Annotated in this window: 15 protein-coding genes; 9 read left to right on the plus strand and 6 right to left on the minus strand. The window is 48.3% G+C overall.

What is annotated here, in order from left to right; translation table 11 throughout:
• The 3 genes from csgF to csgD all read right to left on the minus strand — a co-directional run.
• Nucleotides 1-337: curli production assembly/transport protein CsgF (gene csgF, locus AACS05_RS08760; protein ID WP_045441568.1), on the minus strand; the 337-nt coding region annotated here is incomplete at its 3' end.
• Between the two features lie 25 nt (nucleotides 338-362).
• Complete coding sequence (gene csgE, locus AACS05_RS08765) at nucleotides 363-755, minus strand: curli production assembly/transport protein CsgE (protein ID WP_045441570.1); 393 nt, start codon at nucleotides 753-755, stop codon at nucleotides 363-365.
• Between the two features lie 4 nt (nucleotides 756-759).
• On the minus strand, nucleotides 760-1,410 hold the full coding sequence (gene csgD, locus AACS05_RS08770; RefSeq protein ID WP_045441572.1) for a biofilm master transcriptional regulator CsgD: 651 nt from the start codon (nucleotides 1,408-1,410) through the stop codon (nucleotides 760-762).
• Between the two features lie 761 nt (nucleotides 1,411-2,171).
• On the opposite strand from csgD, the gene csgB reads away from it, so the two are divergent.
• The 6 genes from csgB to AACS05_RS08800 all read left to right on the plus strand — a co-directional run bounded on the left by csgB (nucleotide 2,172) and on the right by AACS05_RS08800 (nucleotide 6,050).
• Nucleotides 2,172-2,627, plus strand: a complete 456-nt coding sequence (csgB, locus tag AACS05_RS08775) for a curli minor subunit CsgB (protein ID WP_045441574.1) — start codon at nucleotides 2,172-2,174, stop codon at nucleotides 2,625-2,627.
• Nucleotides 2,628-2,667: 40 nt separating this feature from the next.
• Entirely contained in the window at nucleotides 2,668-3,120 is a 453-nt protein-coding gene (gene csgA, locus AACS05_RS08780) for a curli major subunit CsgA (RefSeq protein WP_045441577.1), read from the plus strand.
• A gap of 60 nt (nucleotides 3,121-3,180) precedes the next feature.
• Entirely contained in the window at nucleotides 3,181-3,513 is a 333-nt protein-coding gene (gene csgC, locus AACS05_RS08785; protein WP_071828915.1) for a curli assembly chaperone CsgC, read from the plus strand.
• A gap of 150 nt (nucleotides 3,514-3,663) precedes the next feature.
• The gene (locus tag AACS05_RS08790) at nucleotides 3,664-3,984 is read left to right on the plus strand and encodes a type 1 fimbrial protein (protein WP_045441579.1); all 321 of its coding nucleotides are present in this window, start codon (nucleotides 3,664-3,666) and stop codon (nucleotides 3,982-3,984) included.
• Nucleotides 3,985-4,084: 100 nt separating this feature from the next.
• Complete coding sequence (gene ymdB / locus AACS05_RS08795) at nucleotides 4,085-4,627, plus strand: O-acetyl-ADP-ribose deacetylase (protein WP_045441582.1); 543 nt, start codon at nucleotides 4,085-4,087, stop codon at nucleotides 4,625-4,627.
• Complete coding sequence (locus AACS05_RS08800) at nucleotides 4,560-6,050, plus strand: phospholipase D family protein (RefSeq protein ID WP_136345534.1); 1,491 nt, start codon at nucleotides 4,560-4,562, stop codon at nucleotides 6,048-6,050. The genes ymdB and AACS05_RS08800 overlap by 68 nt, the downstream gene beginning before the upstream one ends.
• Nucleotides 6,051-6,065: 15 nt before the next feature.
• On the opposite strand, the gene mdoC is transcribed toward AACS05_RS08800, so the two are convergent.
• Complete coding sequence (gene mdoC / locus AACS05_RS08805; RefSeq protein ID WP_045441588.1) at nucleotides 6,066-7,226, minus strand: glucans biosynthesis protein MdoC; 1,161 nt, start codon at nucleotides 7,224-7,226, stop codon at nucleotides 6,066-6,068.
• Nucleotides 7,227-7,497: 271 nt separating this feature from the next.
• Between mdoC and mdoG the strand changes: the two genes are divergently transcribed.
• The 3 genes from mdoG (at nucleotide 7,498) to AACS05_RS08820 (ending at nucleotide 11,856) form a co-directional block, all read left to right on the plus strand.
• Nucleotides 7,498-9,033: a glucans biosynthesis protein MdoG gene (gene mdoG / locus AACS05_RS08810; RefSeq protein ID WP_136345533.1), complete on the plus strand. Its 1,536-nt coding sequence runs from the start codon at nucleotides 7,498-7,500 to the stop codon at nucleotides 9,031-9,033.
• A complete protein-coding gene (gene mdoH / locus AACS05_RS08815) occupies nucleotides 9,026-11,554 on the plus strand; it encodes a glucans biosynthesis glucosyltransferase MdoH (protein ID WP_045441593.1) in 2,529 nt (842 codons plus the stop codon). Before mdoG ends, mdoH begins: the two co-directional genes overlap by 8 nt.
• Before the next feature lie 74 nt (nucleotides 11,555-11,628).
• A complete protein-coding gene (locus tag AACS05_RS08820) occupies nucleotides 11,629-11,856 on the plus strand; it encodes a YceK/YidQ family lipoprotein (RefSeq protein ID WP_045449561.1) in 228 nt (75 codons plus the stop codon).
• Here AACS05_RS08820 and AACS05_RS08825 read toward each other — a convergent pair whose 3' ends face one another.
• Together AACS05_RS08825 and mdtG are read right to left on the minus strand one after the other, a co-directional pair.
• Nucleotides 11,857-12,234 carry a MysB family protein gene (locus tag AACS05_RS08825; RefSeq protein ID WP_045441596.1) on the minus strand — a complete coding sequence of 126 codons (378 nt, stop codon included), beginning with the start codon at nucleotides 12,232-12,234 and terminating at the stop codon, nucleotides 11,857-11,859.
• An 81-nt stretch (nucleotides 12,235-12,315) separates the two neighbouring features.
• Entirely contained in the window at nucleotides 12,316-13,536 is a 1,221-nt protein-coding gene (mdtG, locus tag AACS05_RS08830) for a multidrug efflux MFS transporter MdtG (protein ID WP_045441598.1), read from the minus strand.
• Nucleotides 13,537-13,604: the final 68 nt, after the last annotated feature.

The following is a 13,604-nucleotide window of genomic DNA, read 5'->3' on the forward strand; positions in this document are numbered from 1 at the left end:
TCAATTGCAGTTGTCCATCCCGGTTGGCGATATCGATGATAAAATCATTGGTTACCATCCTCCCCGGCTGACCAGTATTAATATTGGTCAGCAAGCCGCCGAGTATTTGTGACTGGATAGCCTGGGTAAAGTTATCCAGTGCTGAAGGGGTTTCAAACCCAAAATCATCACCACTCGGATCTTTATAAGAGTTTTGTGCCTGGGCGCTATTCAATAAAAAAGCACCGTTGTTAGGGTTGCCACCAAAGTTCGGGTTGCGGAACTGGAAAGTCATGTTTCCGGCCCAACTTAATGGTGAAATCAGCATGAGCAAAACGACTGCATGTTTGACACGCATGAAAGCCTCCGGACAAAATCATGTTTTAGAATTCATCGCGCGCTAAATCGCTCGTGCTTAATAGGGTCTGATCTATTTGCCGGCGACTTAATGCTTCCTCAGTTTGTGCCAATGCGAAGACCACTGTTTTTTCGAAGTCTCTTTTCGTTGGGAATAAAAAAGTCTGGAAGATAACGTCTTGATTAACCGTTATTGTGATCCAACTTCCCCAACGTGCACTGGGCCTTTCATTGATGGTTAAATTTCCTGTGTACTCGCTTTCCCACTTGTCACTAAATGCACGATAAAAATCATGCCCAATTGAGGAGACAGTGTGGTCAGTTAACAGTCCGGGTACCTCCACTTCTACAGCCGCGTGTAGATTCCCGGCAGCCAGGAATAAATTTGCTGCCACAATCCAGGTCAAATAGCGTTTCATGGCTTTATCGCCTGAGGTTATCATTGGCCCATGAGACCGCCTGCGTACGATTTTTGACAGCTATCTTTTTGAAAAGATTATAAAGATGCGTTTTTACCGTATTCTCACTGATAAACAGTGAGCGTGCGATCTCAATATTTGAGGCGCCGATACGCAGTTTATTAAGGATCTCTTTTTCACGATGAGTGAGTAGTGCCGACTCCGTGCTGTTATAACGGTAGTTTCCAGAATGAGTGATTAAGTAACTGGCCAATTTCTGCGAAAAGTAGCATTCGCCTCGCAAGACACCTTGCAACCCGCTAACGACACGCTGTTCATCTTCTGCTGCGTAAAACACACCATTGATATGCGGCCAGTTTTCGATATCCCGGTAAGGATAATCATCGGGTGTATTCAACAATAACGTCTTTATATTGTTGTTTTTACGGCTTAAATTATCTTGCCAGTAATGGATCAGTTTTTTATCTGCCTCCATCATATCCAGTAAAACAATGCAGCTAGCGGATATATCATCCAGAGAACGTTGAATATTATGTAGTTTTCCAGATAACGCCAACGATTGTTTTAAATGCTGTAATAATGCAGTTGCCTGCAGAGAGGGTTTAGTGATCAACAATAATGTATGACCATGAATACTATGGACTTCATTAAACATGATGAAACTCCACTTTTTAGTCGCACACCCGACAGCTGTCTCTACTAAAATAGAGGCACCAGAAGTACTGACAGATGTTGCACTGCTGTGTAGAAATAAAATATCGACCCACAGGGGTGAAAATATTAAAACAAATGGACTTCAACTGATTTCAATCTAGCTATTACAAATCTTAAAGCAAGTGTTAAACTTGTTACAGAATGTAAAATTATATATTAAAATGTGATTTTATGGTTTTTATTGAGTTTAGATTTGATAGTAAAGTTGTACATTTCACTGTTATTGCACAGATTTAAAAAATCATACAAATTATATTAATTGATTGATTTATATAGTTTTAATTTATACTTAGTAAGTTTTATCATTCTAATGAATTTCGATTATTTTGCCTCGCTTTACGTTGAACAATTTTAGATAGAAAAAAATGATGTTTGTCACGACTTGTACCTGCAGCTATCGCGAGGCCGCGCTGCGAGGCCCTGAAATCGTTGAATGCAGCTTTTTTCTACCATTGCATAGAAATGCATAACCAGCGATTGTCCAAAAATAAAGTCGATACATATAACAGCGTTGTTGGCTCTTAATTAGTACTTTGGTGTGAATCTAAATATAAAAATACCACTCGCGGGTGAGTTATTTAAAATGTTTCAACGGACATACTCTTCATCGTAACGTGGCGTTAACAAAACAAAGTCATGTTAACAACAAAATTGAGTGGTAAATAATTTAACTTCATGTACGACCAGGTCCAGGGTGACAACATGAAAAACAAGTTGTTATTTATGATGTTTACAATGCTGGGTGTGCCTGGGATTGCATCCGCAACAAGTTATGATCTGGCTAATTCAGAATATAACTTTGCGGTAAATGAATTAAGCAAGTCTTCATTTAATCAGGCAGCCATTATTGGTCAAGTTGGCACTGCGAACAGTGCAAATACTCGACAGGGGGGCTCAAAGTTATTGTCGGTCATTTCTCAAGACGGTTCAGGTAACCGGGCTAAAATAGACCAGACAGGATCATATAATCTTTCTTATATTGATCAGGCGGGTAGTTCTAATGATGCGAGTATAAAACAAGGTTCTTACGGTAATACGGCTGTTATTATCCAGAAAGGTTCTGGTAATAAAGCAAATATTACCCAGTACGGTACACAAAAAACAGCAGTTGTGGTGCAGAGACAGTCGCAAATGGCCATTCGCGTGACTCAACGCTAATCCATTAACGACGTTTAAATCAATCCGATGGGGGTTTACCATGAAATTTTTAAAAGTGGCAGCATTCGCAGCAATCGTTGTTTCTGGTAGTGCTCTGGCTGGTGTTGTTCCGCAATGGGGCGGTAGTGGTCATCATAACGGTGGTAATAACAATGGTCCGGACTCATCAATGAGTATTTACCAGTATGGTTCTGGCAACATTGCGAATGCGCTGCAAAGTGATGCACGTAAGTCCGATGTGACCATCACCCAGCATGGTCGTGGTAACGGGGCAACCGTTGGACAAGGTGCTGATGACAGTACCATTAGTCTGAAACAAACAGGCTTCAGTAACAGCGCTGACATCAATCAGTGGAATGCTAAGCATGCTGATATCAGCGTGACCCAATACGGTGGCCGCAACGGTGCAGTGGTTAATCAGACAGCGTCTGACTCCAATGTTCTGGTTCGCCAGGTTGGTTACGGCAACAACGCCACCGCAAACCAACATTAATTCAGTCTTCTGACTGAGAATAAACAGGGCGAAAGCCCTGTTTTTTTTCGGGAGAATATTATGCATACGCTATTACTTATTGCCGCGCTCTCAAATCAAATTACGTTCAATACAACCCAGCAAGGCGAAATGTACACCGTCGTTCCTCAGGTAACGCTATCGCAGCCGTGTGTGTGCCAGGTACAAGTTCTCGCTTTACGGGAAGGGAAAAGTGGACAAAGTCAAACTCAGCAGAAAACAACCCTTTCTATACCCGCTAATCAACCGATCGATTTAACAAAACTTAGTTTAAATATATCAACTGAGGATTCGGTTAAAATCGTTGTTACCGTTTCGGACGGACAATCTCTGCATCTCTCGCAACAGTGGCCTGACTCAACCAGTCACTCATGATTTTTGATGTATTTGCATAATGGGTGTGGCTGGTAATGCGCTGCTGTTCTATGAATATAGAAACGTTAATACGTTTTTATTTGTCCGTTAACCGCAGCGGTGAAGGACCACACCGATACCTCAAGGATGGTTAATCATTGAGGAACCCATATGCATACATTAGCAAAAAGTATTTTAGGTACCAGCTTGTGTGTTTTTTCTCTTTATACGGTCTCCGCAATCGCCCAGCAAATCACATCTGGCGGGGTTATTCACTTCCGTGGTGAAATAGTTGAACCGCCTTGTGAGGTAAACACCCATCAACAGCAGATTGAATTGTCATGCATACGTGACGGCGAAATGTACAATAGTCGCTTTAGCGGACAGCAGGTGACGATGGCTCCTCAGAGTTTTAAGCAACTAGCCTCGGTGAAAATGCATTACCTCAATACGCAGAAAAGCCTGGCTATTCTTAGCATTGAATATAAATGAACCGTTCTGGCGTAGATATGCAGCCGTTTCGTTAAAAAGTAAGATTTCATGGAAAACCCTGCTGTACACTTAGTAGAGAGTGTTTTGTCAGGGGAATCTTATGCAATCGCGTGTTCATGTGTTACATGGCGACATTACGACTATAGCTGTTGATGTGATCGTCAATGCCGCCAACTCTTCTCTGCTGGGTGGTGGAGGCGTGGATGGGGCAATTCATCGCGCAGCCGGGCCTGCATTGTTGGAAGCCTGCAAACAAGTAATACAGCAACAGGGAGAATGTCCAACCGGACATGCAGTGATTACCCTGGCCGGATCTCTGCCCGCAAAGGCGGTGATCCATACTGTGGGACCTGTCTGGCAAGGGGGCGGTCATCACGAAGCCGAACGCCTTGAAGAGGCCTATTTAAATACCCTGCAACTGGCATTGGCCAATGGGTATCAGTCCATTGCTTTTCCGGCAATCAGCACGGGCGCGTATGGTTATCCGCGCGCAGCAGCGGCGGAGATAGCGGTGAATACGGTACTGAAATTTATCACTCGTCGGGCGTTACCTGAGCAAATTTACTTTGTTTGCTTTGACGATGAAAACACCCGGCTTTATAACAGATTACTCACCCAACAAGGCGATGATCACACGGCCTGATATGACGCGACTCGAGCGTGCCATTACCCCTCTTTGTGCAAGCCATCCTGAACGATGCGGTATTCTTACGCTGGATGATAGCCTGGATGCTTTCGCGGCTCGCTATCGGTTAACTGAAATGGCGGAACGCTCACTGGATGTACAGTATTACATCTGGGAAAACGACATGTCCGGGCTATTGCTGTTTTCGGTTCTGTTAGCTGCGGCGAAAAGAGGTGTGCGCGTTCGTTTGCTGCTGGATGACAACAACACGCCGGGTCTGGATGATACGCTGCGCCTGCTTGATAACCATCCTAATATTGAAGTTCGCCTGTTTAATCCCTTTTCGTTTCGGATACTGCGCGCTCTGGGGTATTTAACCGACTTTGCCCGACTTAATCGCCGCATGCACAATAAAAGCTATACCGCTGACGGTGTTGTGACTCTCGTCGGGGGGCGCAATATTGGTGATGCTTATTTTGGCGCAGGCGAACAACCGCTGTTTTCCGATCTCGACGTGATGGCCATCGGCCCCGTAGTTAAAGAGGTCGCGGATGATTTTGAGCGTTACTGGCAGTGCCGTTCTGTTTCAACGTTACAGAAAGTACTGGAGCTGTCTGAACCTGAGCCGACCCAGCGTATTGAATTGCCTGAATCCTGGTACAATGATGATATTACTCGTCGCTACCTGCATAAGCTGGAAACCAGCCAGTTTATGACCAGTCTGGACCAGGGGGCCTTGCCGCTGATTTGGGCAAAAACGCGCCTGCTCAGTGATGACCCGGTAAAAGGTGAAGGGAAGGCGCCGCGTCATTCGTTGTTGCCCCAGCGTTTATTTGATGTCATGGGATCGCCTACTGAGCGCATTGATATTATTTCCGCCTATTTTGTGCCGACCCGGGCTGGCGTGGCGCAGCTTCTGCGTCTGGTCAGGAAAGGGGTCAGGATTGCTATTTTAACGAATTCACTGGCGGCGAATGATGTTGCTGTCGTCCATGCTGGTTATGCGCGCTGGCGAAAGAAACTGTTGCGCTATGGTGTGGAGTTGTACGAACTTAAACCAACCCGCGATCGGGCCACTGTGTTACACGATCGCGGGTTAACTGGTAACTCAGGCTCAAGCCTGCATGCGAAAACCTTCAGTATTGATGGTCGAAAAGTCTTTATCGGCTCGCTAAATTTTGATCCACGTTCAACGTTACTCAATACCGAAATGGGGTTTGTCATTGAGAGCGAAGTGCTGGCCGCACTGATTCATAAGCGTTTTATGCAAAGCCAGCGTGATGTCGCCTGGCAATTGCGCCTTGATCGCTGGGGCCGGATTAACTGGGTCGATCGCCAGCACGACACGGAAGTGGTGCTAAAAAAAGAACCCGCCACAGGATTCTGGAAGCGGGTTCTGGTGAGACTTGCGTCACTGCTACCTATTGAGTGGTTACTTTGAACCACGCAATGTCAGCTAACCGGCAACGGCTTTGCTTTTATCCTGCTTAACAGGCGGTTTACCCGAGAAGAGAAATTTCAGAACCGGAATACGTAAATGGATTTCGTACAGTATCAGCGCAATTCCGACCACAAATAGCAGCCCACACAAAAAGCCCAGAATATTCGATGAGATATGCGGCGTGATATAGGCGCCGAAAAACAGCGTTAACGGATGGTGTACCAGGTAGATAAACAACGACGCGTTTACGAAATAGGTGACGCGGGCTGACTGGAAATTCAACAAGCGGTAGCCGAGTGAAAAGACAACGTTAACCATCCACAGGCCCATGACCATGGTTATCACATATTCGGTTTCGTACATCCAGGCATCGCCATTTCCGTAACGCTGATTAAGCAGATAGGCGACGAACGCGGATCCTGCGGCTAACGTGCAGCCACGCGATGGCGTAGTAAACAGCGCTTTTAACCTGGGATTGATAAACGCCAGGGCGCCAAGCATAAAGAAAGGCACATAAAACAGCGTTTGCATGAAGATGAAATTAAACATGCCGTCACTGAGAATAGAAGGATAGAGGATAAAAATTGTCCGTCTGATAACGGCATATCCCACGCCAAGCAACAAAAAAACTAGTGTTAGCTTAGTCATTGAAGCAGGTGCTGAGCTCGAGTCATCTGCGCTTGTCAGCCGTTTTTTCATTTGGCTGAATACCCACATGCTTACGGTCGTTAAAACGACAAGGACCAGTAAAAACCACAGATGTGAAATAAGCTCCCACGCAAGCGCGTTGTATTTATCGTACCCGCTGAGAGTATGCCAGCTGTCTGCTTTTCCCTTCACAAATTGCAGCATGATAAATTGCGGCAGCGTAAGCAACGGAATCGCGGTTAACATAGGGATCCCCACACGTTCAACACGTACTTTCCACCAGCGTTTTAATGGGTAACGCAAAAAAAGCATGTATGAAAAATAACCCGAAATAACGAAGAAAACCTGCATGCGAAACGCATGGATGAAGTCGTTAAAAAGGGTCAGCCACCACGATGGCTCTGCACTGTTCACATGCCAGGTATGTGTGGAGTAGATCAATGAGATATGAAAGGGGATACCCAACAACATCAGCCAGGCGCGGATGGAGTCAAGAAAGTATTCACGCGGTGGAGATACAGAGCTCATAGACAGTTACGTATTCTCAGACTTTTCGTCTTATCCCTAAGGCGAATAATGGTTACATTCGAGGCCAACCCTACACGAAGTCTTACAACCTGTCTCCAGGATAAGCACGCAAAGTGAAAACAGGCATACGAACCTGATTAAACCATGAGCCAGCGCGCGAACAATACAGGGATTCAGTTGTCGGATTACCCGATTATCCATTAAAATGGATCGGATCAATATAAGCACACAAAGGGGGAAGTGCTTACTAATTATGAAACATAAACTACAAATGATGAAAATGCGTTGGTTGGGTGCAGCAGTCATGTTAACGCTGTACACATCATCGAGCTGGGCATTCAGCATTGATGATGTTGCTAAACAAGCTCAATCCTTAGCCGATAAAGGCTATGAGGCGCCAAAAAGTAACTTGCCCTCCGTTTTCCGCGATATGAAATATGCGGATTATCAGCAGATCCAGTTTAATCGCGATAAAGCCTACTGGAGTAACCTTAAGACCCCATTTAAGCTCGAATTCTACCACCAGGGTATGTATTTCGACACGCCGGTCAGAATCAATGAAGTTACCGCCACAGCGGTAAAAAAAATCAAATACAGCCCGGATTATTTTAATTTTGGCGATGTCCAGCATGATAAAGACACGGTAAAAGATCTCGGTTTCGCCGGGTTCAAAGTGCTGTATCCGATCAACAGCAAAGATAAAAACGATGAAATCGTCAGCATGCTCGGTGCCAGCTATTTCCGCGTCCTGGGTGCAGGTCAGGTTTATGGCCTGTCTGCGCGAGGTCTCGCTATTGATACCGCTCTGCCTTCGGGCGAAGAGTTTCCCCGCTTTCGTGAGTTTTGGATCGAACGTCCAAAACCAACTGATAAACGTTTAACCATTTATGCCTTGCTGGACTCCCCGCGTGCGACCGGAGCGTATCGCTTTGTGATTATTCCTGGGCGTGACACGGTTGTGGATGTTCAGTCCAAAGTTTACCTGCGCGATAAAGTGGGCAAGCTGGGCGTAGCACCGCTAACCAGTATGTTCCTGTTCGGGCCGAACCAGCCGTCTCCGACGACTAACTATCGTCCGGAACTGCATGACTCTAACGGTTTGTCTATCCATGCTGGCAATGGCGAGTGGATTTGGCGTCCGCTGAATAACCCGAAACACCTCGCAGTGAGTAGCTTTGCGATGGAAAATCCGCAAGGATTCGGTCTGCTGCAGCGTGGTCGTCAGTTCTCCCGTTTTGAAGATATCGACGACCGCTACGACTTGCGTCCGAGCGCCTGGATCACACCAAAAGGCGACTGGGGTAAGGGTAAAATTGAGTTAGTTGAAATTCCAACCAACGATGAAACGAACGATAACATCGTTGCCTACTGGACGCCGGATCAACTGCCTGAAGCAGGCAAAGAGATGAACTTCAAGTACACCCTGACGTTCACTCGCGATGAAGATAAGCTTCATGCCCCGGAAAGTGCCTGGGTACAGCAGACTCGCCGCTCAACAGGTGATGTCAAACAGTCAAATCTTATTCGCCAGCCTGACGGCACCATTGCATTTGTGGTGGATTTCGCCGGTGCAGATATGAAAAAACTGCCGCAGGACACCCCTGTCACCGCGCAAACCAGCATTGGCGACAACGGTGAGATCGTTGAAAGCACAGTGCGTTATAACCCGGTCACTAAGGGTTGGCGTTTGATGCTGCGCGTGAAAGTGAAAGATGCGAAGAAACCCACTGAAATGCGTGCTGCGTTGGCCAATGCCGATCAGACGTTGAGTGAAACCTGGAGCTACCAGTTACCTGCCAATGAATAAGACAACTGAGTATATTGACGCAATGCCGCTTTCGGATACCGAGAAAGCGGCACTGCCGAAAACTGACATCCGCGCCGTTCATCAGGCGCTGGATGCCGAGCACCGTACTTACGCGCGCGAAGATGATTCACCGCAGGGGTCTGTTAAAGCTCGCCTTGAGCAAGCCTGGCCGGACTCTCTGGCCAAAGAGCAGTTGATTAAGGACGATGAAGGGCGTGACCAGTTGCAGGCCATGCCAAAGGCAACACGCACTTCGATGTTTCCCGACCCCTGGCGTACTAACCCGGTAGGCCGTTTTTGGGATCGTCTGCGTGGACGGGATGTGACACCGCGTTATCTTTCACGTCTGACGAAAGAAGAACAAGAGAATGAACAGAAATGGCGTACCGTTGGGACGATCCGCCGTTACATTCTGCTGATCTTAACATTGGCGCAAACGGTCGTTGCGACCTGGTATATGAAGACAATTCTTCCGTATCAGGGCTGGGCGTTCATTAATCCTGCAGACATGATGGGGCAGAATCTGTGGGTTTCCTTTATGCAGTTGCTACCCTATGTGCTCCAGAGCGGGATACTTATTCTGTTTGCCGTCCTTTTCTGCTGGGTATCTGCGGGGTTCTGGACTGCTTTGATGGGCTTCCTGCAACTGTTGATTGGGCGTGATAAGTACAGTATTTCAGCCTCAACGGTAGGGGATGAACCTCTTAATCCTGAGCATCGTACTGCGCTGATTATGCCTATCTGTAACGAGGACGTTGACCGTGTATTTGCGGGTCTGCGTGCCACGTGGGAGTCGGTTAAAGCCACGGGCAATGCCGAGCATTTCGATGTCTACATTCTGAGTGACAGCTATAACCCTGATATCTGCGTAGCGGAACAAAAAGCGTGGATGGAGTTGATTGCTGAAGTGCAGGGTGAAGGGCAGATTTTCTATCGCCGTCGTCGGCGTCGTGTGAAGCGTAAAAGCGGTAACATTGATGATTTCTGTCGTCGTTGGGGGAATCAGTACAGCTACATGGTGGTGCTGGATGCGGACTCGGTGATGAGTGGCGACTGCCTGACCGGCCTGGTGCGTCTGATGGAGGCGAATCCAAACGCCGGGATTATCCAGTCTTCACCAAAAGCATCCGGGATGGACACGCTGTATGCGCGCTGCCAACAGTTTGCTACTCGCGTGTATGGCCCGCTGTTTACCGCCGGACTTCACTTCTGGCAGTTGGGTGAGTCGCACTACTGGGGTCACAACGCGATTATTCGCGTGAAGCCGTTTATCGAGCACTGTGCGCTTGCACCGTTACCGGGTGAAGGCTCGTTTGCAGGATCGATCCTCTCCCATGACTTCGTGGAAGCTGCATTGATGCGTCGTGCAGGGTGGGGCGTGTGGATTGCTTACGATCTGCCGGGTTCTTATGAAGAGCTGCCACCGAACCTGCTGGATGAACTCAAGCGTGACCGACGCTGGTGTCACGGTAACCTGATGAACTTCCGTTTGTTCCTGGTTAAAGGGATGCATCCGGTTCACCGTGCGGTATTCCTGACCGGCGTTATGTCCTATCTGTCGGCTCCGCTGTGGTTTATGTTCCTCGCGCTCTCAACTGCACTGCAGGTGGTTCATGCGCTGACGGAACCACAATACTTCCTGCAACCGCGCCAACTGTTCCCGGTCTGGCCGCAGTGGCGTCCGGAGCTGGCGATCGCGCTGTTTGCCTCAACGATGGTGCTGTTATTCCTGCCGAAGCTGCTGAGTATTTTACTCATCTGGTGTAAAGGGACGAAAGAGTACGGCGGATTTATCCGTGTAACACTGTCATTGCTGCTGGAGGTTCTGTTCTCCGTGCTGCTGGCGCCGGTGCGTATGCTGTTCCACACGGTCTTCGTAGTGAGCGCATTTCTTGGCTGGGAAGTGGTCTGGAACTCACCGCAGCGCGATGACGACTCCACCCCGTGGGGCGAAGCGTTTATGCGTCACGGATCTCAATTGTTGCTGGGTCTGGTATGGGCTGTGGGTATGGCGTGGCTGGATCTGCGCTTCCTGTTCTGGCTGGCACCGATTGTCTTTTCGCTGATCCTGTCGCCGTTTGTTTCCGTGATATCCAGCCGTTCAACGGTGGGGTTACGAACTAAACGCTGGAAGCTTTTCCTGATCCCGGAAGAGTATTCTCCGCCTAAAGTGTTGGTGGATACTGACAATTATCTGGTGATGAATCGTAATCGTTCGCTGGATGACGGCTTTATGCATGCAGTGTTTAACCCGTCATTTAACGCGCTGGCAACGGCGATGGCCACCGCACGCCATCGTGCCAGTAATGTGCTTGAAATTGCACGAGACCGTCACGTGGAGCAAGCGCTGAACGAAACGCCGGAGAAACTGAATCGCGATCGCCGCCTTGTGCTGTTGAGCGATCCGGTGACCATGGCACGTTTGCATTATCGTGTCTGGAACTCACCGGACAGGTATTCTTCGTGGGTCAATTATTACCAGGGGATCACCCTGAACCCGCTGGCGCTCAGGAAAAAATAAACGTTCTGACGTGAAAATACCGGCCCTGGGCCGGTATTTTTTTATACTGAATACAAAAGGTCATGAGGTATCAGGTGCGAATACTGGTTGTTGGAATAATGGTCTTACTCCTGAGCGGATGTGGCAGCATTATTAGCCGGACGATCCCGGGGCAGGGGCACGGCAATCAATACTATCCTGGCGTCCAGTGGGATGTCCGGGACTCGGCATGGCGTTACGTCACCATCCTCGACCTGCCATTTTCGCTGGTGTTTGATACGCTGCTGCTGCCACTCGATATCCACCATGGGCCTTATGAGTAATTATCGCTCATCCCATTCATCTGCTGCTGTCTGACCTTCTTCTGTATCAAGGGGCGGTTCAAGCTGGAATTCCCCCTCATCCCATTCGTGGAGGGTGTTTTCTTCCTGCCATTCTTGGCGAATTTCAATCTCATCATAATCGCCATCAAAAACGCTTTGCGCCGCTTCGCCGCTCAGCATTGGCAGACATTCGCCACCTTCGTCATCTTCGTCGGCGAAAAATTCGGCCTGCCACATGATGTCGCCATCCTGTAGTACGTATTTTTGTATGTTCAGTTGCTGAACACTGGCTTCGTCAGGTTCAAGATCGGGGTTATCAGCCAGAAACTCTTCACGGGCTGCATCAATTGCTTCTTCCAGCGTGGCATACATAGTCATCAGAGTCTCCCTTTGATTTAATGAGGTATTCAGGGAAATAATAGTTGATTCTCTGATATAGCAAGTATTAATGCGTAAAAATCATCCTGGGACCTGAGCATCTCGGCGGCGGCGCAGACTGTTCCACGAATAGATAGCGTTGAATAATACGATGCCCGCAGTCACACAGAAAACGGCACGGAAACCATAGTTTGCCGATATGGCGGCCCCCATCAGTGGCCCTGTCACGTTGCCAATATCCCGAAATGACTGGTTATAGCTGAATATTCGCCCGGCTATCTGGTTAGTTGAGTTATAGACCAGCAGGGTTTGTACGGCAGGTAGCAGAGCACCGTCGGCAGCGCCGAGTAAAAAGCGCAGAACGCCAAGCTGCCACGGCGTCTGTACTAATGACATTGGGATCAGTAGCAGCACTGAAATAACCAATGCGACAATCAGGATTTTCTCCGGGCCAATTCTGTCGCCTAACTTGCCGAGCCTGGGTGCACTAAGCAGGGCCGCCACCCCAGGAACTGAGGCAATCATCCCGCTGATAAAGGCGATGTTGCTGACGTTACCGGCAAGTTCGCGTACATACAACGTCAGAATAGGTGCAATAGAGCCAGTCGCTACCTGAATGATCAACGTCGTGACAAACAGGCTCAATACCAGCTTAGGATTCTTTAATGAAGCGACGACCTCCCGCATATGCAGCATTTCTTTCTTACTCACCGGCCGGAAATTCTCACGGATAAAAAATAACGTCAGAATAAAACAAAGCAGTAGTACGCTGGCGGTAATGAAGAAAACTGGACGCAGCCCAAAATGGTCGGCGAGTAACCCGCCAGCCAGTGGGCCAAGCAGGGCGCCACTGACGCCCCCGGTGGAAAGTGTACCCAGCGCCCAGCCGCTTTTATTGCGCGGAACCTGCGTGGCGATCAGGGCATTGGCGTTGGGAATGAATCCCCCCAGAAGTCCGAGCAGGGCGCGCAGGACCAGGAACTGCCAGATATTTTGCGCCAGCCCCATTAACAGCATCACGATCGCCATGCCCAGCGCTGAACGCAATAGCATTATTTTTCTGCCCTTTCTGTCAGCAAGCCCCCCCCAGAAAGGTGAGGCGATAGCAGAAAAGAGAAAAGTAATGCTAAAGACCAGGCCTGACCACATATTTAAGGCGCTATGACCCGTCACGCCCAGATTTTCGACATAGAGCGGTAAGAAGGGCATGACCAGGCTAAATGCCGCGCCGGTCAGGAAACAACCCAGCCAGGCAACAGTGAGATTGCGTTTCCAGTTTATGGGGACATCAGAGGGTGACATAGCGATCCGCAGTGTGGCGCGCTGTTTGCGCTATTGTTTGAATATTAAGTAAGCAGGCTAATTATGCG

The organism is Citrobacter sp. S-77, assembly GCF_963864895.1.
GTDB classification, from domain to species: Bacteria; Pseudomonadota; Gammaproteobacteria; order Enterobacterales; family Enterobacteriaceae; genus Citrobacter; species Citrobacter murliniae.